This window comes from Pelagibius sp., assembly GCF_965227505.1.
In the GTDB taxonomy this organism is placed as follows: Bacteria; Pseudomonadota; Alphaproteobacteria; order Kiloniellales; family Kiloniellaceae; genus Pelagibius.
The window spans coordinates 4,012,348-4,032,111 of sequence record NZ_OZ245757.1; the positions used below are offsets into that span (position 1 = coordinate 4,012,348).

Annotated in this window: 21 protein-coding genes; 14 read left to right on the plus strand and 7 right to left on the minus strand. The window is 66.4% G+C overall.

Annotation, left to right across the window (positions count from 1 at the left end; all coding sequences use genetic code 11):
• Nucleotides 1-123 precede the first annotated feature (123 nt).
• Entirely contained in the window at nucleotides 124-669 is a 546-nt protein-coding gene (locus ACO06P_RS18885) for a PAS domain-containing protein (protein ID WP_420346772.1), read from the plus strand.
• 92 nt (nucleotides 670-761) lie between these two features.
• Nucleotides 762-1,286: a DinB family protein gene (locus ACO06P_RS18890; protein ID WP_420346773.1), complete on the plus strand. Its 525-nt coding sequence runs from the start codon at nucleotides 762-764 to the stop codon at nucleotides 1,284-1,286.
• 49 nt (nucleotides 1,287-1,335) lie between these two features.
• Here the strand turns inward: ACO06P_RS18890 and ACO06P_RS18895 are convergent, their stop codons facing one another.
• Nucleotides 1,336-2,799 (minus strand): aldo/keto reductase, encoded by a 1,464-nt coding sequence (locus tag ACO06P_RS18895; RefSeq protein WP_421938144.1) that lies wholly within the window; start codon nucleotides 2,797-2,799, stop codon nucleotides 1,336-1,338.
• 221 nt (nucleotides 2,800-3,020) lie between these two features.
• Here ACO06P_RS18895 and ACO06P_RS18900 point away from each other — a divergent pair, with 221 nt between their 5' ends.
• The 5 genes from ACO06P_RS18900 to ACO06P_RS18920 all read left to right on the plus strand — a co-directional run bounded on the left by ACO06P_RS18900 (nucleotide 3,021) and on the right by ACO06P_RS18920 (nucleotide 6,435).
• Nucleotides 3,021-3,980, plus strand: coding sequence for an ABC transporter substrate-binding protein (locus ACO06P_RS18900; protein ID WP_420346776.1), 960 nt, complete (start codon nucleotides 3,021-3,023; stop codon nucleotides 3,978-3,980).
• Between the two features lie 54 nt (nucleotides 3,981-4,034).
• Nucleotides 4,035-4,937, plus strand: a complete 903-nt coding sequence (locus tag ACO06P_RS18905) for an ABC transporter permease (protein ID WP_420346777.1) — start codon at nucleotides 4,035-4,037, stop codon at nucleotides 4,935-4,937.
• Nucleotides 4,934-5,728 (plus strand): ABC transporter ATP-binding protein, encoded by a 795-nt coding sequence (locus ACO06P_RS18910; RefSeq protein WP_420346778.1) that lies wholly within the window; start codon nucleotides 4,934-4,936, stop codon nucleotides 5,726-5,728. The genes ACO06P_RS18905 and ACO06P_RS18910 overlap by 4 nt, the downstream gene beginning before the upstream one ends.
• An 84-nt stretch (nucleotides 5,729-5,812) precedes the next feature.
• Entirely contained in the window at nucleotides 5,813-6,037 is a 225-nt protein-coding gene (locus tag ACO06P_RS18915; RefSeq protein WP_420346779.1) for an AbrB/MazE/SpoVT family DNA-binding domain-containing protein, read from the plus strand.
• Nucleotides 6,034-6,435, plus strand: coding sequence for a type II toxin-antitoxin system death-on-curing family toxin (locus ACO06P_RS18920; protein WP_420346780.1), 402 nt, complete (start codon nucleotides 6,034-6,036; stop codon nucleotides 6,433-6,435). Before ACO06P_RS18915 ends, ACO06P_RS18920 begins: the two co-directional genes overlap by 4 nt.
• A gap of 28 nt (nucleotides 6,436-6,463) precedes the next feature.
• On the opposite strand, the gene ACO06P_RS18925 is transcribed toward ACO06P_RS18920, so the two are convergent.
• Nucleotides 6,464-7,105, minus strand: a complete 642-nt coding sequence (locus tag ACO06P_RS18925; RefSeq protein WP_420346781.1) for a LysE family translocator — start codon at nucleotides 7,103-7,105, stop codon at nucleotides 6,464-6,466.
• A gap of 96 nt (nucleotides 7,106-7,201) precedes the next feature.
• Nucleotides 7,202-7,438: a hypothetical protein gene (locus ACO06P_RS18930; protein ID WP_420346782.1), complete on the minus strand. Its 237-nt coding sequence runs from the start codon at nucleotides 7,436-7,438 to the stop codon at nucleotides 7,202-7,204.
• A 325-nt stretch (nucleotides 7,439-7,763) separates the two neighbouring features.
• Between ACO06P_RS18930 and ACO06P_RS18935 the strand changes: the two genes are divergently transcribed.
• The 6 genes from ACO06P_RS18935 (at nucleotide 7,764) to ACO06P_RS18960 (ending at nucleotide 15,623) form a co-directional block, all read left to right on the plus strand.
• Nucleotides 7,764-8,492, plus strand: coding sequence for a hypothetical protein (locus tag ACO06P_RS18935; RefSeq protein WP_420346783.1), 729 nt, complete (start codon nucleotides 7,764-7,766; stop codon nucleotides 8,490-8,492).
• 205 nt (nucleotides 8,493-8,697) lie between these two features.
• Entirely contained in the window at nucleotides 8,698-11,229 is a 2,532-nt protein-coding gene (locus ACO06P_RS18940) for a mechanosensitive ion channel domain-containing protein (RefSeq protein WP_420346784.1), read from the plus strand.
• 79 nt (nucleotides 11,230-11,308) lie between these two features.
• Nucleotides 11,309-12,961 carry an ABC transporter substrate-binding protein gene (locus tag ACO06P_RS18945; protein ID WP_420346785.1) on the plus strand — a complete coding sequence of 551 codons (1,653 nt, stop codon included), beginning with the start codon at nucleotides 11,309-11,311 and terminating at the stop codon, nucleotides 12,959-12,961.
• 132 nt (nucleotides 12,962-13,093) lie between these two features.
• On the plus strand, nucleotides 13,094-13,516 hold the full coding sequence (locus ACO06P_RS18950) for a rhodanese-like domain-containing protein (RefSeq protein WP_420346786.1): 423 nt from the start codon (nucleotides 13,094-13,096) through the stop codon (nucleotides 13,514-13,516).
• A gap of 96 nt (nucleotides 13,517-13,612) precedes the next feature.
• Nucleotides 13,613-14,806, plus strand: coding sequence for an O-succinylhomoserine sulfhydrylase (locus ACO06P_RS18955; RefSeq protein WP_420346787.1), 1,194 nt, complete (start codon nucleotides 13,613-13,615; stop codon nucleotides 14,804-14,806).
• Nucleotides 14,807-14,861: 55 nt separating this feature from the next.
• Nucleotides 14,862-15,623, plus strand: coding sequence for a hypothetical protein (locus ACO06P_RS18960; RefSeq protein ID WP_420346788.1), 762 nt, complete (start codon nucleotides 14,862-14,864; stop codon nucleotides 15,621-15,623).
• Here the strand turns inward: ACO06P_RS18960 and ACO06P_RS18965 are convergent.
• From ACO06P_RS18965 to ACO06P_RS18980, 4 genes are all read right to left on the minus strand, one after another.
• On the minus strand, nucleotides 15,599-16,036 hold the full coding sequence (locus tag ACO06P_RS18965) for a tellurite resistance TerB family protein (RefSeq protein WP_420346789.1): 438 nt from the start codon (nucleotides 16,034-16,036) through the stop codon (nucleotides 15,599-15,601). The genes ACO06P_RS18960 and ACO06P_RS18965 overlap by 25 nt on opposite strands.
• A 92-nt stretch (nucleotides 16,037-16,128) precedes the next feature.
• Complete coding sequence (locus tag ACO06P_RS18970) at nucleotides 16,129-17,178, minus strand: hypothetical protein (protein WP_420346790.1); 1,050 nt, start codon at nucleotides 17,176-17,178, stop codon at nucleotides 16,129-16,131.
• 40 nt (nucleotides 17,179-17,218) lie between these two features.
• Nucleotides 17,219-17,767, minus strand: a complete 549-nt coding sequence (locus ACO06P_RS18975; RefSeq protein WP_420346791.1) for an AAA family ATPase — start codon at nucleotides 17,765-17,767, stop codon at nucleotides 17,219-17,221.
• 44 nt (nucleotides 17,768-17,811) lie between these two features.
• Nucleotides 17,812-18,372: an ABC transporter substrate-binding protein gene (locus tag ACO06P_RS18980; protein WP_420346792.1), complete on the minus strand. Its 561-nt coding sequence runs from the start codon at nucleotides 18,370-18,372 to the stop codon at nucleotides 17,812-17,814.
• A gap of 158 nt (nucleotides 18,373-18,530) precedes the next feature.
• Between ACO06P_RS18980 and hpnA the strand changes: the two genes are divergently transcribed.
• A complete protein-coding gene (gene hpnA / locus ACO06P_RS18985) occupies nucleotides 18,531-19,523 on the plus strand; it encodes a hopanoid-associated sugar epimerase (protein ID WP_420346793.1) in 993 nt (330 codons plus the stop codon).
• Nucleotides 19,524-19,764 lie beyond the last annotated feature (241 nt).

Below are 19,764 nucleotides of genomic sequence, written 5' to 3' on the forward strand. Positions count from 1 at the left end.
TCACTCAACCGAGGCTTGTTCATGATCGGTCCGCTCAACTCTTGTCTCCTCCTGACGCGGGAAGCCTGTTAGGATTCGCTGCGGTCTCCGGGGGTTGGAGGGCCGAGGCAAAGGGGCAAGAGGGTGCTCGGGCTGATCGAAAGCCAGCCGCTGAAGCTGCTGCTGGCCCATTATTTGGAGGTGCGGGGGGCGCGCCGCCTGCCGGCACGCAGCGATATCGACGCCCTGAAGCTGGGCCCCGTGCTGTCCGTCATCTGGATCAACGAATACGAGCCGGAGGCCGGAACCTTCCGTTACCGCCTTGCCGGCGAAGAAGTGAATGCGGTTTTCGGCACCTCGGTTTCCGGCCGTCTGCTGTCCGACTTCGTCGCCGAGGAGTTCTTCGCGCCGGTGAATGAAAACTTCCTCAGGGTCATCGACGCCGAAGAGGCCATGCTGGTCAGCGGCCCCATGTACCGCTGCGCGGAGCGGGTGGCCATCGGCGAGCGCCTGGCCCTGCCTCTGTCGAGCGATGGCGAAAAGGCCGACGGGATCATCGGCGCGACGGTGCGCCGCTCCCTCGTCGATCTCGACAGCGTCGCCTTCCAGGACCAGCAGCGGACCTTCGTCTCCATCGACGATCTGGAGAACCCCATCGCCGGACGCGCCGCCCAAGGTCCCGGTTGCTAGCGACCTCTAAGGCCGGTGCCGGGCTTGAGCCTTTGGCTGCGCCGTGGTGCAGTGACGGGCCGCCGCATCAGGAAAACACGGAAGGAACGCGCGTGGAACCATCCCGCGGCGGGCTGATACTGCCCGGCTATCTGAACGAGATGGCGGCCTACAACGCCTGGCAGAACGGCGCCGTCGTTGGCCATCTGGATGCGCTCGGCGAGGCGGAGCGGACAGCGGAGCGCGGCCTCTTCTTCGGCTCGCTCCACCGTACCTTCGACCACATCGCCACCATCGACCGCTGGATTCTGGACGTGGTGGAAGGCGTCGGGGTCAGGGCCATCGACCTGAAGGAGTTGGTCTTCGCCGATTGGGCGGACCTGAAAGCCGAGCGCGCCCGCCTCGACCGCCGCATCGACGCCGTGGCCGCGCGCGCCGATCAGGCCTGGCTGGACGGCGTCATCGAAATCGAGAGCAGGTCCTTCGGGCGCACCCGCCGCATACCGCGCGGCCTCTACCTCGTTCAGATGTTCAACCACCAGACCCACCACCGCAGCCAGATCACCGGCGCACTCTGGCAAATGGGCATCAACTACGGCGGCACCGACATCCCCTTCAGACCGGACAGTCCTTACTGAGAGCTCTAAGCGAACCGACTCCTGCTGTTGGATGACCGTGACCCGATGGTCAGTCGTTCCTGTCATAGATGTCGAAGTCGACGATAGCGCCGAATGATGCAATCGAGTCCATCAGACTCTGCGACAGGCGCGGCCTGACCTCGCCGCGCAATCCGCCCGACCAGCCGATGAACAAGTCGATGTGGTGCGTCTTTGCGAGATCCGCGAAGTAGTCTTGATGTCCTTCGAGACGCTGCAGGATCTCCTCGACGTGGTCGTCCAACTTGGTGGAGGCGGCTGCGGCCTTGCTTTGGAGGTGCCAGTGCCCCTTTCGTGCTGGCGGCAAAGACTCTCTGTAGATTTCTCCAGCCCGGTTGCGGGGCTGCTCACCGACCTTGGCGTGGAAATCGGGCGCGATCCCGGTTGCAGCCGTGACTTCTTCGGGATTCAGCGTTGCCCCAAACACCCGGAAGGAGACTTTGATCCAGTCACAACCGGGGTTTTGATTTCTCATGACGCTGCTGCGTCTACCACCCCGGCGTCCGGTCAGCGGATAGCGCGGGTCGTTGTAGCCGGGGGTGGAGGGATGGCCGGGCGCCACCAGGGAGTTCATCAGCGCCTCGTCCTCCGCATCGAAGCCGTGTTCCAGGGCGCCGAGATAGCCTTCCCAGTGTTCCATGGTGCGCGGGCCGGCGAGGATCGAGGTCACGATGGGGTTGGCCAGCACCCAGTTGATGGCGAAGTCGGCGGCGGTCATGCCCTTCGCCTCCGCATGTGCCTTGACGGTCTGGGCGATGACGAGGGACTCCTCGCGGAACTCGGTCTCCATGATGCGCACGTCGTTGCGCGCCGCGCGGGTGCCCTCGGCCGGCGCTGCGCCGGGTGTGTACTTTCCGGTCAGGACGCCGCGGGCCAGCGGGCTGTAGGGCACGACCCCCAGGCCGTAGTACTCGCAGGCCGGCAGGATCTCCACCTCCGGCACGCGGATCATGGCGTTGTAGTAAGGCTGGCAGACCACCGGTCGGGCGAGCCCGGCCAGCTCGGCAAGGCGGACCAGCTCGCAGATGCGCCAGGCGCGGAAGTTGGAGACGCCCCAGTAGATCGCCTTGCCGGAGCTGATGACGTCGGCGACGGCGGTGATCACCTCTTCCAGCGGCGTGGAGTAGTCGTCCAGGTGCAGATACCAGATGTCGACGTAGTCGGTGTCCAGCCGGTCGAGGCTGTCTTCGATGGCCTGCAGCAGCCACTTGCGGCCCAGGCCGGCGGCATTGGCATGGCCGTCCTTCACCGGGTTGCCCGCCTTGGTGGCGAGCACCCAGGAATCGCGCTCGGCGGCGATGGCGCGGCCGACGATCTCCTCCGAGCGGCCCTGGGCGTACTGATCGGCGGTGTCGATGAAGTTCACCCCCTGGTCGCGGGCGTGATCGATGATGCGCCGCGCCTCGGCCTCTTCGGTCTGGTCGCCGAACATCATGGTGCCGAGACAGACGGGGGAGACGGTCAGGCCGCTGCGGCCGAGCTTGCGCATGTCCATGGGGGAACCTCGCTTCGGGATGGGGCTGAAGTCTTGGATGGGCTGGGGGTCGACGGCACTCAGTCTAGTCCGATCCCGGCCGGGCGGGCAACGATCTGTCTCATGTTGCAGCGGGTGTTGCACGACTGAAACAGCTTCAGCCTTGGACTGCCGCGGGGCCGCATGCTAAGGCAATGGCAACACTCCGCACTTCCATAAACAGAGAAAACGGGAGCGGGACCATGCGCTTTGGAACCTTGCTATCCACCCTGGCCATTGCGGCCTTCGCCGCGACGGCGTCGCAGGCAGCCGATATCACCGTGGCCACCACAGCCATCGTCGAACACCCGGCCCTGGATGCGGCGCGCGACGGCGTGCGTGACGAACTGGCCGCCGCCGGCTACGAAGAAGGCAGGAACCTGCGCTTCCTCTATGAGAGCGCCCAGGGCAATCCGGCGACCGCCGCGCAGATCGCCCGCAAGTTCGTCGGCGAGGCCCCGGACGTGATCGTGCCGATTTCCACGCCTTCGGCCCAGGCCGTGGTCTCGGCCACCAAGGACATTCCCATCGTCTTCACCGCCGTTACCGACCCGGTTGGGGCCAAGCTGGTGGGCGACCCGATGAAGCCCGGCGCCAACGTCACCGGCATGAGCGATCTCTCGCCCATCGGCAAGCACCTGGATCTCATCAAGCAGATCACCCCGGATGCCACCTCGATCGGTGTGCCCTTCAACCCCGGCGAGGCGAATTCCCTCACCCTGCTGGAACTGGTGAAGCAGGAGGCCCCGGCGCGCGGCCTGACGGTTGTCGAGGCACCGGCGACCAAGACCTCCGAGGTTCTGGGCGCGGCCCAGAGTCTGGTCGGCAAGGCCGACGTCATCTATGTGCCGACCGACAACACCATCGTCTCGGCCTTCGAGGCCGTGGTGAAGGTCGGCATCGACAACAGGGTGCCGGTCTATGCCGGTGACACCGATTCGGTGGCGCGCGGCGCCATCGCCGCCCTCGGCTTCAACTACTACGACCTGGGACGCCAGACCGGCCGCATGGTGCTGCGGGTTTTGAAGGGCGAGGCGCCCGGCGACATCGCGGTGGAGGGTGTCGAGATCACCGAGCTCTACGTGAACCCCGGCATGGCAGAGAAAATGGGCGTCTCCATTCCCGATGCGCTGATCCAGCAAGCCAAGGAGGTGGTGCGCTAGACACCGTCGCCGCCCGCTTCAGGGTCGCGCCGCCGCCAGCGGACCTGAACTGCCATGAACCTCGTTTCCTTCCTCGGGGCGGTCGAGATCGGCCTGGTCTACGGTCTCGTCGCCCTGGGGGTCTATCTTTCCTTCCGCATCCTGAACTTTCCGGACCTCACCGTCGACGGCAGCTTTCCCTTGGGCGCGGCGGTGGCGGCGACGCTGATCGTTTCCGGCATCGATCCCTTCGTCGCGACGGCGGTTGCGGTGGTGGCCGGAGCGCTGGCCGGTCTGGTGACGGCAGTCCTGAACCTGCGCTTCGGCATCCTGCATCTGCTGGCCTCCATCCTCACCATGATCGCGCTTTACTCGGTGAACCTGCGCATCATGGGCCGGCCCAACGTCGCTCTCATCACCGAGCCCACGGTACTGACGCCCTTTGAGGGCCTGGGGCTTTCCGGGCTCTATCTGAAACCGCTGGTGGGCTTTGTCGTCGTTGCCGTGGTTGCGGCCTGCATCGCCTGGTTCCTGATCACCAACTACGGCCTCGGCATGCGGGCCACCGGCGCCAACCCGCGCATGGCTCGCGCCCAAGGGATCGCCACTGCCAAGGTGACGGCCACCGGCATGGCGCTTTCCAATGCCATGGTCGCGCTGGGCGGCGCGCTCTTTGCCCAGATGAACGGCTTTGCCGACATCACCATCGGCACCGGCACCATCGTCGTCGGCCTTGCCGCCGTCATCGCGGGGGAGGCGATCTTCCGCGTGCGCGGCGTGGTGGTGGCGGTGGTGGCCTGTCTGTTGGGCTCCATCATCTACCGCCTTGCCATCGCCCTTGCGCTCAATGCCGATGCACTGGGCCTGAAGGCCGCCGACCTCAATCTCGTGACCGCCGTGCTGGTGACCCTGGCGCTGATCCTGCCCGGCGCGCGCAACCCGCTGAAGAGCCTTCTGAAGAAGGGGCGCCGGGCATGATCCGGGTCGAAGACCTGCGGGTCACCTTCAACGCCGGCACCATCATGGAGACCCGCGCGCTCCAGGGGATGAGCGTGGAGATCGGCGCGGGTGAGTTCGTCACCGTGATCGGCTCCAACGGCGCCGGCAAGACGACGCTGCTGAACTGCCTCACCGGTGAGGTGCCGCTCAGTTCCGGGCGCATCGTCATCGACGGCACCGACGTCACGGCCTGGCCGGCGCCGCGCCGCGCCGCGCTCGTGGCGCGCGTCTTTCAGGACCCGCTGGCCGGCACCTGCGAGGATCTCACCATCGAGGAAAACCTGGCCCTGGCGACGGCGCGCGGCACAGCGCGCGGTCTCGACAAGGCGCTTACCGGCGCGCGGCGCGATGAGTTCCGGCACAAGATCTCCCGCCTCGGTCTCAACCTCGAGAACCGACTCGGCGACCGCATGGGTCTCTTGTCCGGTGGGCAGCGCCAGGCGGTCAGCCTGGTCATGGCAACCCTTCGGCCCACCAAGATCCTGCTGCTGGACGAGCACACCGCGGCGCTCGATCCGCGCATGCAGGCCTTCGTCCTCGATCTCACCCGCGATTTGGTGGAGGCGGAGAATCTCACCACCCTCATGGTGACCCATTCCATGCGCCAGGCCCTCTCCCTGGGCAGCCGCAGCCTGATGCTGCACGAGGGGCGTGTCGTCCTGGACGTGACCGGAGACGAGCGCGCCCGGCTCGGGGTCGGCGATCTCATGGCGCTTTTCGCCAAGGTGCGCGGCGAGGAACTCGACAGCGACTCCCTGCTGTTGAGTTAGGGTCGCTCCGAAAGAATTATACAAATGTATAATTCTTTCGGCTATGATCCTGGTTCGTTTTCCAGGTAAGCAGGACCGTATGTCATGGCCGAACCCATCAAGATCCGAAAGATCGGCAACTCCCTGGGCGTGACTCTTTCAGAGCATGTGAAGGCGATGGGCCTGAAGGAAGGCGACAGCCTTTACGTCGTGAAAACGCGCGAAGGTATTGAACTGACGCCTTTCGATCCTGATTTTGCCGAGGCCCTGGATGCCGCCGGCGACTTCATGCGGCGCTATCCGAGCGCCATGAAGAAGCTCGCGGAATGACGGACTACCGGTGGCTGACCCAAGCCATGGTGGAGGCGTTCCATCGCGAGTCCATCGCCCGCTTCGGCGGCAGCGATGGAATCCGCGATCCCGGTTTGCTGGAGAGCGCGCTGGCGCGGCCACAAAACCGCGCAGCCTATGAGGACGCTGCGTCGCCCTTTGCATTGGCGGCGGAATACACCCTCGGCATTGTCCGCAACCATCCCTTTGTCGATGGCAACAAGCGCAGCGGCATCCTGGCGGGAGCCGTCTTTCTGAGCATCAACGGCTATGAATTCGAACCGGAAGAAACGGCCATCGTCCAGATGATTGTCGGTCTGGCGGCCGGCGAAGTGGACGAGACCGTTCTGACCCAATGGTTTCAGGAGTTCTCCAAACCGCGCAAAGCCAGCGTGTGACCACAGCCCGCGTTGCCGAGCGCATTGTTTAGCTCCGCCGTAACGTCAGGGTGAAAAGGCCGGCGCCGATCAGCAGCCCGCCGCCGATGCGGTTCAGCATGCGGCGCCACGCGGCTTCGGCCAGCCGGCTTCTGAGCGCACCGGCCATCACCGCATAGGCAGAGTTGATCGGCAGGACCAGCAGCAGGAAGGTGGCGCCGAGAAGGACCATCTGCGGCAGCATGGGGCGGCCTGGATCGAGAAACTGCGGGAAGAAGGCGGAGAAGAAGATGATGCCCTTGGGATTGAGCAGGGTGACCAGAAAGGCATCGCGCAGCATCCGCCCCTGGGCATTGCTGTCGTCTGCGCCCGGCTTGTCGTCTGAACCCGGGAGATCCGCTGGCGCCGCTGCCGCCCGCCACTGGCGGATGCCAAGGTAGATGAGGTAGGTGGCGCCGGCCCATTTCACGGCGGTGAAGACCTCCGCCGAGGCCGCAAGCAGGGCGCCCAGGCCGGCGAAGGACAGCATCATCGCGGTGGCGATCCCCGGCAGCACGCCCAGAACCGTCGTCAGCCCGGCCCTACGCCCTCGGCGCAGCGTATAGGCAACCACCACCAGGTTGGTGGGGCCGGGAATGGCAATGACGATGGCGGCGGCGAGGAGAAAAGCGAACCAGAGTTCAATCGACATGCGCGGCGGCTCCTGAGGGTTTGCACCGGAGCCGATGCTCATGGATCTTCAGGTGTCAGTCCAGGGTTAAGCGTCCCGGGGTCAGGTGTCCCGGGGTCAGGTGTCCTCGTTCTTTTTCGTCAGCTCCTGGCGCAGGCGCTCCTGAAACTTGCCGCCGTCCTGGCGGGTTGCGAGGAATTGGCGCACCGCCTCTCCGGCGGCTTCCCTGTCATAGGGCTCCCAGCCGTCCACCTTGCGCAGGAAATGATTGATCGCCTGCGGATCGATACGGCCGCGCAAAGCGCTCAGCTGGCGTAGGAGCTGACGGCGGGGATCGTCCGATGACTTGCTCATGTCTGGTCCGGCGGGCCTTTCCGAGGACGCTGCGCTGCCTCATTTTTGTCACTCTACAGGGCTATGCGGTAAGGTTTCGTTAAAGTCCTTTAAAGGCTGAAAGGTCAGGCATTTCGGGCCCCGGCGGCTTGCCTGACCCCTGGCGTGGTGGTAGAAGATGCTCCCATCTCGATCAAAGAGCACGCGATTTCAAGTGCTTAGCATGGCGGTTCGTGGAACCGGCGGCTGCGTTGCCGGTTTGGTTGGGAAGCGCCGTTCCAATCTGCCGCCAACGACCTGAGACAAGGACGGGAGAGAGCATGAGCAAGCGAAGGTGCCGAGCGGTATGTCCCTAGGCCTGCACGAAAACCGCCAGCGCCGCCGCAGGCGCTTCTGGTGGGCCGTGACCAAGTGGTGCCTGGCCCTGATCGCCATCGTTGCGGCCGGTGCATATTCTTACCGCATCGGTTCCCAGCTTGCGGCCCGCGACGTCACCAAGGCCGAGCAGCGCATTGCCGAACTCACCCAGGAAGTCAGCGGGCTGGAGCGTCAGTCGGCGGCCCTGGCCAGCGAGCTTGCGAGATCGAAGGAGGCCATCGCCGCGTGGCAGCAGCGCTACGAGCGCGAGGTGCCCACAGGCTTTGTCCGCGAACTGATGGATCTGGTGCGGCGGAAGCTGGATGCCGGTGCCGATCAGGAGCGACTCACCTTTCTGGTCTCGGCCGCGGAGAAGCCGCGCATCTGCGATGAAGCGCCTGAGACCAAGCGCTTCATTGTCACAACCTCGTTGCAGAAGGGGGCGAACGATGCCGTCAGCTTCGCCGACCGCAGCATCACGGTTACGGCCAGCGGAGCGGCGGCGCGCGATGCCGACGGCAATATCGAAGCCTGGTTCGATCCCGACCAGCCGGTGAAGGTGGCCTTCACCGAGTTGGGTGGAAAGTCGGTGACGGCGGAGGGTCCCTTGCCGCTGCACCGCTCCATCGTCGTCGGCAATGACGAGTACCGCTTCACCTTTCTGCCCGGCGCGCGGGGCTTTTTGTCCGTGACGGCCGACCGCTGCGACTACCCGTGAGCCGGACCGCGGGCGCCTGATCGGGTCCTGAACCGCAATCGGCGCGCCGAACCGGGCACCCCGATCAATCGCTGATTTCAGGGGCCGCTGTGCGGGTGGCGTTCCCGGACGCACCCGGCCGTGAGCCGCCGGGCCCGCGGTTTCCCTGGCCGGGTGCTGCGTGCTAGGTTTTTGCGACCGGTCTCCGCCGGAAGAGGTGACAGCCTTGCGTTTCCCTGCCGCTCCTGACGTGCTTCTTGCCGCCGTTCTGGCGCTGACCCTCTTCCTTCCGCAGGTTTCCTCGGCACAGTCGACGACGGGCCCTGAGACCTCATCGGTGCTTGCGGGCCAGTGGACCCGCACGCTCGACCTAGTCGAACAGCAGCTCCGGCGCGCCGACACGACGGCCGAGGACGCGCGCAGCTTTCTCGACGTCACCGCCCGCGTCCGCCGCGAAGCCAGCGAGATCAAAAGTGTTGCGGAAGACAGTATCGGGGATCTGGAAAGAAGGCTCGAAGTCCTGGGCCCCGCCCCGGACCCTGAGGCAGCGCCGGAGGCCGAGGAGCTTGCGGCACAGCGCCAAGAGATCGAGGACGAACTGCAGGGCCTGCGCGCCCGCGTCGCCCAGGCCAATCTCTCTATCGTGCGGTCCGATGAACTGGACCGTCTCGTAGGCGCGCTGTCGCAACAGAAGCGCTTCGAGGCGCTGTTCCGCGTCTATCCCTTCCCCTGGTCGCCGGACACGTGGTCCCGCGGTGTGCCGGAGTTCTTCGACGTTCTGGGCAAGATTGCCCGCTCGCCGGTCACATGGTGGCAGGGCCTGGAGGGGGAGGAGCGTCGCGCCGCTATTCCCCTAAGGGTCGCCATTCTCCTCGCGCTCGCGATCGTTGTCGGGTGGTTGTTGCGGCGCTGGCTGCTGAAACGTTACGACCGCAACCCGACGCTCGCCGAACCCAGCTACGGCCGCCGCCTGATCGCCGGGATCGCCAATGCCGCGGCGCGGGGCATCGTCCCCGCCCTGATGTTTGGCGGCCTGCTCTACCTGGCGATCTCCAGCGGGGCAACGGAACGTGGTCTGTTCTGGGCTTTGCTGGGCCTGTTCTTCGCCGTGATGATCTTCTTCTCGCTGGCCTGGGCGCTGCCCTATGCAGTGCTCTCGCCGGACATGCCCCAGTGGCGCCTGCTGAATGTTTCGCCTGATAACGCCCGCGTCCTCGGACGCCGCTTTACCTTGCTGGCGGCGTTCTTCGCGGTCGAGATTTTCATGACCGAGGCGCACAACCAGATCGGCGTCACCGACACCTACTTCTCGCTGGCCACTTTCGTCCTGAACGCTCTTCCGGCCCTGGTCCTGATCGACATGACGCGGCGCAGCCGCTGGCTCATGGCCGCCCAAGAAGTCGCCGGTGAGGATGGCGTGCAAAGCACGCCTCAGACGGTGATCCAGTCGAGTTTTTGGCGCCTGATCCGCCGTCTTGTAATGCTGCTGGCGATCGCCAGCATCCTTGCGGCGCTGGTCGGCTACGCCGACCTCGGCGACTTTCTGCTCTCGAACCTCGTCCTCAGCGCGATCAGCCTGGGTGGGCTCGTGATCCTGCGCGGCCTGGGCCGCGAGCTTGTCGGCGTCTACCTGCGCTCCGGCTTCATGACCGAGTACCTGGCGCTCCGCCACGTCGCCCGCAGGCGGATCAAGTTCTGGCTGCGCATGCTGTTGGATGCAGTCTTCGCCGTGGTCGGTGCAGTGCTGATTGCCTCAATCTGGTCGTCGCCTTTCGGCGAGTTCTGGACCGAGGCGCGCCGCTTGGCGACGGGGATCTCCATCGGTGGCGTGACCATCTCCCTTGCCGACGTCTTCGCGGCTGCGATTGTCTTCGCCGTCGTGCTTCTCCTGACGCGGCTGTTCCAGAGGTTCCTGCGCAATCGGGTCCTGCCCGAGTCCGGTTTTGACTCCGGCGTTCAGCACTCGCTGGCTGCCGGCTTCGGCTACCTGGGGATCATCCTCGCGACGATGTTCGGCATTTCGGCGCTGGGTATCGACCTCTCCAACATCGCCCTCATTGCCGGTGCGCTCTCCGTCGGCATCGGCTTTGGCCTGCAGACCGTGGTCAGCAACTTCGTTTCGGGCATCATTCTGCTCATCGAACGGCCGATCAAGGTGGGCGACTGGGTGGTGGTCGGCGCCAACGAGGGCTTCGTCAAACAGATCACCGTGCGCTCGACAGAACTGCAGACCTTCCAGCGCGCCTCGGTGATCATTCCCAACTCGGACTTCATCTCGACCCCGGTGATCAACTGGACCCACAAGGATCATTACGGCCGTATTGAGGTTCCGGTCGGTGTCGCCTACGGATCGGATGTGGAAAAGGTGAAGGAGATTCTGCTCGGCTGCGCCGGGCGCCACGAACAGGTGCTGACTTCGCCGGAGCCCCATGTGCTGTTCACGAACTTCGGCAACAGCAGCCTCGACTTCGAACTGCGCTGCTTCACCAACGAGGTGAGCTATCGGCTCTTGATCGGCAGCGACCTGCGGTTCGAAATCGACCGGCAGTTCCGCGAGGCGGGCATCGAGATTCCGTTCCCGCAACGTGTCGTTCACATGGCCGACTCCGCCGCCGCAACGTCAGCGGAAGCGCCCGCTGGTCCGGATCTCGGGTCGGGTCCCGAAGCTGCCGGCCCCAGGCCCCGGTCCGACGGTCCGAGGGCCCCCGATCCCAGGGTCCTGGGTTCGGAAGGCCCGGATTCCGACGGGTCACTCTGAGCGACCGGCCTAATCGTCGCGATCATTGATGACTGGAATTTCCCCACCGTAGGACTATCCTCACTGGCGGGGAGCGGCCATGGATCAAGACCATCACCACCCGCTGGTCGGGGCTCTGCGCCGGCAGTTGGCGGACGGCGGATTGAGCCGCCGGGCCTTTCTGCGCCAGGCGACCCTGCTGGGGCTGGCTCCGGCGGCGGCTTACGCAATGGCCGGCCTGGGGACCGCGCCCGCGTCCGAAGCGGCGGCGGGCGGTCTGCGGGGCGGGCGTCTGACGCTCGGCATGCGCATCCAACCGGTTTCCGATCCGCACGCGCTCGACTGGCTGCCGGCGGCCAACCTGGTCCATCAGGTCTGTCAGCCCCTGACCTGGACCGGCTTCGACAACGTGACGCGGCCCAGGTTGCTGTCTTCCTGGTCGGTATCGCCCGACCTGCGCAGCTGGGATCTCTTCCTGCGCCGCGATGTGACCTGGCACAGCGGCCGCGCCTTTACGTCCGATGACGTCATCTGGAACCTGCGCCGGCTGCTTGATCCCGCGACCGGCTCGTCGGCCCTCGGGATGATGCAGTCCTACCTGCTGGTCGACGAGCCCTGCCAGGGCTGCAACGGGCCGGCCCTGTGGGATGCCGCGGCGATCGAGAAGGTGGATGATTTTCATCTGCGCCTGAACCTGAAGCGCCCTCAGGTCGCGGTGCCGGAGCACCTCTTCCACTACACCAACGTCATGCTGGATCCCGACGAGGGCGGCCGCTTCGGCGTGGGTGCCAACGGGACCGGCCCCTTCGCGCTTACGGAGCTCAGCGTCGGGGAGGGCGCGGTGCTGCGCGCCCAGCATGGCCACTCCGCCTTTGCCGCCTGCCTGGACGAACTGCGGCTGATCGACCTGGGGGACGATCCGAATGCCGCAGCGGCAGCCCTGGTATCGCGTCAGGTCGATGGCCTCGACCGTTGCGACTACGCGGTCGCCGAAAGCCTGGCAGAAAACCCTGATTTCGAGATGCACCGGACCACGACGACGGCCACCGCGCTGTTGCAAATGAAGGTCGACGTGCCGCCCTTCGACGACGTGCGCGTGCGCCGGGCGATGCGCCTGGCACTGGACCCGGCTGCAATCACGCGGCTGGCGCTGCGGGGCTTCGGCGTTCCCGCCGAACACCACCTGGTATCGCCAGCACACCCGGACTATGCCGAGCTGCCGCCGATGGGCCGCGATCTTGAAGAGGCCCGCCGGCTGCTGGCGGCCGCCGGCCATCCCGACGGCATCGATATCCGGATCAGCTGCAAGACCTGGCCGGCCTGGGAGCTTTCGGCGGTTCAGGCGATGGCCGAGCAGTACGCCGAAGCCGGCATCCGCGCCGCCATCGACGTGATGCCGGCGGCCCGATTCTGGGAGGTCTGGGACAAGGTGCCGCTGGCGTTCGTGGAATGGGCGCCGCGGCCGCTCGGCTTTATGCTGCTGGGACTGACGGTGCGCTCCGGCGGGGCCTGGAACACCACGGGTTTCTCGGATGCGTCCATCGATGCCCTTCTGGCGGAGGCCGAGGCGACCTTGGACCCGGCGGCGCGGCGGCCGCTGTTGCGCCAGGTCCAGGCGCGGATGCAGGAAGCTGGTCCTATGGTGCAGCCCTCCTGGCTCTCGGTGGTGACGGTGATGTCGAAGCGCGTGAAGGGCTTCCGCCTTCACCCCACGACCCTGCTTTCCGCCGGCGACTACGCGGTCGCTTCTTAGCTTTCGCTGTACAAAGGCGGTTGCGTCCGGTGGCGGGATGCCTAAACTCGCCTGCCCCGAAAGGGGTTCCAGGCCAAAGCGCAGGAGAGGGCGCGGACGTCGGGGCCCCGGCGATGAACTGGGAGAGGCGTTATGCAAGACGGCTATGCGGGCGACCTGCGCCCGGCCGAGGCCTGGGAGCTCCTGAAGGAGAACCCCAAGGCGGCTCTGGTCGACGTGCGCACCCTGCCGGAGTGGAACTTCGTCGGCCTGCCGCGGCTGGACAGCCTGGGCAAGGAGACCATCTGCGTATCCTGGCAGAGCTTTCCGGACATGGGGATGAATGCCGCCTTCGTCGAAGAGGTGGCGGCCCGCGGTGTTGAAAAGGACCAGCCGGTGCTGCTGATCTGCCGGTCCGGCGCGCGCTCGCGCTCGGCCGCCATGGCGCTGACAGCGGCCGGCTTCGGGCCCTGCTACAATGTGGCCGAAGGCTTCGAAGGCGACCGCGACGGCGACCTGCACCGCGGCTCCGTCGGGGGCTGGAAGGTGGCCGGGCTGCCCTGGGCCCAGGGCTGACGGGTGCAGGGCTGACGGGTGCAGGGCTGACGGGCGCAGGTCTGACAGGCGCCGGGACGACGCAGGCCGCAAGACGGGCGAGAAGGGAAAGAGGACGTGCCCAAGGATTCAAACAGGACGCGGCGCTGGCGGCCGCAGACCGAACTCGTGCGCGGCGGTCAGGCGCGCAGCGCCTTCGACGAAACCAGCGAAGCGCTCTATCTGACCTCCGGCTACGTCTACTCTTCGGCTGAGGAAGCAGAGGCCGCTTTCAAGGGCGACAAGGAGCGTTTCGTCTACTCGCGTTACGCCAACCCCACGGTCGCCATGTTCGAGGACCGCCTGCGCCTGCTGGAAGGGGCCGAGGCCTGCCGCGCCACCGCCAGCGGCATGGGTGCCGTCTTCGCCGCCCTGATCTGTCAGCTGAAGGCGGGCGACCGCGTGGTCGCTTCCCGCGCGCTCTTCGGCTCCTGCCACTACATCGTGTCCGAGATGCTGCCGCGCTACGGCATCGAAACCCAGTTGGTCGACGGCACCGACCTGGAGGCCTGGGAGGCGGCTCTGTCCCGCCCGGCGACCTGCGTGTTCCTGGAGACGCCTTCCAACCCGACCCTGGAGGTGATCGACCTGAAGGCGGTGAGCGACCTCGCCCATGCCGCCGGCGCCTCGGTGGTGGTGGACAACGTCTTCGCCACGCCGATGCTGCAGCGTCCGCTCGACTTCGGCGCCGACGTGGTGGTCTATTCCGCCACCAAGCACATCGACGGGCAGGGGCGTTGCATGGGCGGCGCCATCCTCTCCAGCGAGGCCTTCATCAAGGACCACCTGCAGAACTACTACCGCCACACCGGCCCCTCCATGAGCCCCTTCAACGCCTGGGTCATGCTGAAAGGCCTGGAGACCCTGGACCTGCGGGTTCAGCGTCACTGCGCCAACGCGCTGGCGGTGGCGGAGTTCCTGGAAGCTCAGCCCGGCGTCACCCGGGTGTTCTACCCCGGCCTCGCCAGCCATCCCCAGGCGGACCTGGCCAAGCGCCAGATGAAGGGCGCCAGCACCATGGTCGCGCTGGATCTGGAGGGCGGCAAGGAGCGCGCCTTCCGCTTCCTGAATGCGCTGGAGGTGATCGACATCTCCAACAATCTGGGCGACGCCAAGAGCCTGATCACCCATCCGGCCACCACCACCCATCAGCGCCTCTCGCCGGAGGACCGCGCAGAGCAGGGCATCGGCGACGGCCTGCTGCGGCTCTCCGTCGGCCTGGAAGACCCGGCTGATCTGATCGAGGATCTGGAACTGGCGTTGAAGGCCTGAACACCCACCTCTAAGCTTGCTGGCGAGCCACATCGATCGGGGACCGACTCACAGCATGCAAATGACGCTCGATGCGGACAGGATCATTGCGACGATCGATACGCTGGAGCGGCGGATCGGCGAACGCTTTCCCGAAGCCGGGCTGCGCGAAGTTGCCGGGGACTTTACCCGGATGGCCCGTGAGATGCGCAACGACGCCCTGGCGCTGGGGCGGCCCAACTGGCGCCTGCGGCTGATCACCGTCGGTATCCTGACGGCCGGCCTCGTGCTCTTCGCTCTGGTCTTCAAGGAGCTTCACTTCAGCTCGCCACTGCCCGAGGCTACGACCCTCGTGCAGATCATCGAACCGGCCGCCAACATCGCCATCATCATGGCGCTCGGCATCGCCTTTGTCGTCAGCCTGGAATCGCGCTGGAAGCGGAAGCGGGCCCTGACCTCGCTGCATTCCCTGCGCTCCATGATCCATGTGATCGACATGTACCAGTTGACCAAGAGCCCCAGCGTGTTGCTGGACACCATAGAACCGACCGCCAGTTCCCCGAAGCGCGAGATGGGCCGTCAGGAGATCGAACGCTATCTCGACTACTGCTCGGAGATGCTGTCGCTCTGCGGCAAGATCGCCGCGCTCTATACGCAGAGCGTCCAGGACGCCGTTGTGATCGACACCGTCAACGAACTGGAAGAACTCTCGACCAACCTCTCGCGCAAGATCTGGCAGAAGATCATGATTCTCGATCTTGCCGTCCAGGGCAGGGGGCAGGGCAGGGAGCAGGGCAGCGAGCAGGGCGCGGTTCAGGAAGTCGTGGGGTCGGCGTAGCCGGCCGGGTCCAGGTCGAGGGCGGCGCAGATCTCTTCAAAGACCTGTCTCTCGCTTTTGCTGAAGACGCCATCGGCGGCGCAGAGGGCCAGCACCACGCCGGGGATCACCGCGGCGCAGTCCCTGTCTTCGGCGATGCGCCGCAGCTTGCCGAGAAGCACGCTGCGGGCATGATCGCCTTCGCTGCGCAGGTCGTGGATGTATTCGTCCAGGATCGCGACGGCCTTCTGCGGGTCGTAGATCTTGAGGCCTTCCAGGCGTTCCAGGATCTCGTCCAGGCGGTAGCGCTCGGAGAGCTGGATTTCGCCGTCCGCCAGCATGGCCATGGCGGACGCGGCCATGGTGGCCTTCAGGAACGGTTTGTTGCGCTGCCTTGCGACGGCGGTCTGGATGAACTCCAAAGACTCCAGCACGATGCCTTACCTCTCTGTTTGCCCTGCGGCCAGTGTGCCTTCGGCAGGCCAGCGTTGTCACCTGCGCGCGCGGGACACCCGGCCCTTTTTCCTTAGAGGCTTTTCGCCGCTTCGCTCAGCACACGCAGCTTCCTGAGCGCCAGGTCGCGGCCGAGATGGCCGAGGCCGCAGTCCGGGGCGGCCACCAGGCGCTCGGCCGGCAGGTGCTTCAAGGCCGCCTGCAGGCGTTCGTGCAGCTCTTCGACGCTCTCGACCCGGCTGCGGGCGATGGCGATGACGCCGAAGATCACGGTCGTGTTCCTAAAGCGGTCCAGCAGCGACAGATCGTTGTGCCGGTGGGCATCCTCGATGGAGACGGCATCGACCCGGGAGGCATCCACCGCCTCGGCCAATTCAAAGTAGGCCCCTGGGTCCGCCTTGGGATAGTCCTCGTCGTCCAGCGCGTTGGGGTAGCCGCAGCACATGTGCATCACCTTGGTGACGCTGTCGGGCACGCCCTCCCAGCAGCGGTCGATGTTGTCCAGGCCATAGTTCAGCGCCGCCTCCGGTTTGCGGGCGAAGAGCGGCTCGTCGATCTGGATATGCTTGCAGCCGGCCTCGGCCAGAGCCAGTACTTCGGCGTTTAGGGCGGTCGCCAGATCGCGGCCCAGCGCCGCCGGGTCGCCGTAGTGTGCGTCGGCGGTGGTGTCGGTGATGGTCATGGGACCGGGCAGGGTGACTTTCACCGGGCGGTCGGTGAAGCCCTGGGCGACCTGCCAGTCGTGCGGCAGGAAGGGCGCGCGCGCTTTCACCGGGCCGGTGATGGTCGGCAGGTCGGTTTCATAAGCGCCGCCGCGCAGCACCCGGTGGGTCAGGTTCTCGAAGTCGAAACCGTCGAGATGGCGGCAGTGGTAGTGGACATAGTTCTCGCGCCGCACCTCGCCGTCGGTGGGGATGTCGATGCCAGCGCCGACCTGGTCCTCGATCACCTGGCGCGTGCCTTCGGCGAAGACCGCTTCGGCCTCCGGACCCAGGCGCTCGACGGCGGCCTGATAGGTGGTGGTGGCGATGGAGGAATCCATGGCGCCGGGGTCGAACCAGTCCGGCACCGCGACGCTCTCCGGCTTCGGATAGGCCCCGATGGTGGTGGTCAGCAAGGCCATGGCGTCTTCCCCCCTTAAACCCGCGCGCATTCGGCGCAGGCTAACAAAGCGCCCGGCAGGCCGCCATAATGAAGCGGGCCCGTTCTGCCACGCCGGCCCGCGGCACCTCGATCAGGTCATAACCCAGTTCGCTGTAGGTCGCTGCCATGGCCCGGCAGGTGGCGGCGGCGACCTCCGCCGTCTGCTTGCGCTCCGAATCGCCGGTGAAGATCTCCGGCCAGGGCGGAAACAGAAAGACCCGCTGCGCATAGCGCTGGCCCTGCGCGGCCTTCAGGATGTGCGCCGGAACCGGTAGCCCTTCCAGACGCAGATAGCCGACGATGTCCGGCAGGCCGCGGTCGAAGAACACGGAGCCGCTCCCCTCCGCCTGCGCATCGAGGGCGCGCAGCTCCCAGGACAGCATGAGTTCGGCGTAGAGGGCGCGGTCGCGCCAGGGCAGGGCGGCCCCGTCGATTTCCATCTGCTGGCGGATGATCGCGCGCCCGGCTTCCGCGGAGCAGCGATGGCCGGCGGCGCGCAGGACCTCGATCACGCTGGTCTTGCCGGCCCCCGGCCCGCCGGTGAGCACGACAAAGCGGTCATTGCGCATGCGCGCAGTCCTTTGACGGTGGTGCTGGACGTGAGGGCTTGAAGTCAGGGGGCGGCGTAGCCCGCCGTCTTGTCCTTCAAGGCCGCAATCAAGGCGTCGAGGCCCTGGTTCTGGACGATGCTGCTGTATTCCGAACGGCGGGCGGCGATCTCCGAGTACTTGGCCTCCAGGAAGGTGTCGATAAGGCGCCAGCCGCCGCCCGTCTGGTCCGGTCGGGCGAGGTAGTCGATGGCGATGACCTCCCCGTCGGTCTTCACCAGTTGGTTCCTGACAAGGACGGTGCCGCGGCGCGCCGGCTGTTCGCCGGTGACCTCGAAGCGTTCGCCGGAGTAGCCGTCGAAGCGGTCGGCGAAGACGGCGATGCTGAAGGCGGTGAAGGCCTCGGTGAAGGCGGCCTGCTCCTCTGCGCTGGCCTTGCGCCAATGGCGGCCGAGGGCTGCCCGCGCCATGGCCGGAAAGTCGAAGACCGCCTCCAGGTCCGATGCCAGGCGGTCATAGCGACCCTGATAGCCCAGGTCCTCGGCCTCCTGCATCACCCCGATCAGGGCTGTGTTGAGGCGTTCGACGGTGGCGCCGGCGCTCTCCTCGGCCTGCGCCGCCGACATAGGCAGCCACAGGCAAAGCATGAGCGCCGCAAGGAACGATCCGGTTTTCCTGGGGGTTCGCGTCGGGAGCATCTCTCAGATGTACGGCTGGCGGGCGCACATGCAAGGGCTTTTCAGGTGCCTTGCCGTGACCCGCTCCCGCGGGCAAGCTGTCGGTCATGACGACACTGGTGACCGGAGGCACGGGCTTCGTCGGCTCCGCCGTGGTGCGGGCGCTGATCGCGCGGGGCGAGCGGCCGCGCTGCCTGGTGCGCCCGGGCAGCGACCGGCGCAACCTGGAAGGGCTGGGCATCGAACTGGCCGAGGGCGATCTCACCCACGGCGAGTCGCTGGCGGAGGCCCTGAAGGGCTGCACGGCGTTGTTCCACGTTGCCGCCGACTACCGCATCTGGGTGCGCGACCCGGAGAGCATGCACCGCGCCAACGTGGAAGGCACGCGCCAGCTGATGCAACAGGCGCTCAAGGAAGGGGTGGCGCGCATCGTCTACACTTCCTCCGTCGCAGTGCTGGGCAAGGCGCCGGGCGGCGCGCCGGCCCACGAGGAAACGCCGGTGACCCTGGAGGACATGATCGGCGTCTACAAGCGCTCCAAGTTCCTGGCCGAACGGGAGGTCCAGCGCCTGGAGCGGGAGGAGGGGCTGCCGGTGGTGACGGTCAACCCTTCGACGCCCATCGGGCCGCGCGACGTGAAGCCGACCCCCACCGGGCGCATGGTGGTGGAGGCGGCGGCCGGGCGTATGCCGGCCTTCGTCGACACCGGGCTGAACGTGGTCCACGTCGACGACGTGGCGCAGGGCCATATGCAGGCCTATGACAGGGGCGCGGTGGGGCAGCGCTACGTGCTGGGCGGGGAGAACCTGGATCTCGCCGAGATCCTGGCGGTGGTGGCCGCGCGGCGCGGGCGCAAGGCGCCGAAGATCCGTCTGCCGCGTCGCCCGCTGATGCCGCTGGCCCACGTGGCGGAGACCTGGGCCCGGCTCACCAAGGGGCCCGAGCCGCTGCTCACCGTCGACGGGCTCAAGATGGCCGCCCGGCCCATGTACTTCTCCCACGACAAGGCCGCCAAGGCCCTGGACTATCGCCCGCGCCCGGCCGCCGAGGCCATCCACGACGCCGTCGACTGGTTCGAGTCCGAGGGCTACCTGCGCTAGAGGCTGCCCGCGCTGGCGTCCTTCGAGACGGCGCTGACGCGCCTCCTCAGGACGAGGCCTAAGCTGGCGCCTCATGGTGAGGAGCCACCGCAGGTGGCGTCTCGAACCATGGGTCCCGTGCCCCAATATCCTTACGGTGCCTATGTCCTTACAGTGATTAGGGTGGTCTTGCGCCGCGAAATCGCTAGACTGCGGGAGTCGGACAAGAAGCCCTGCTTTCCGTCCCCCTGATCTTTCCGGA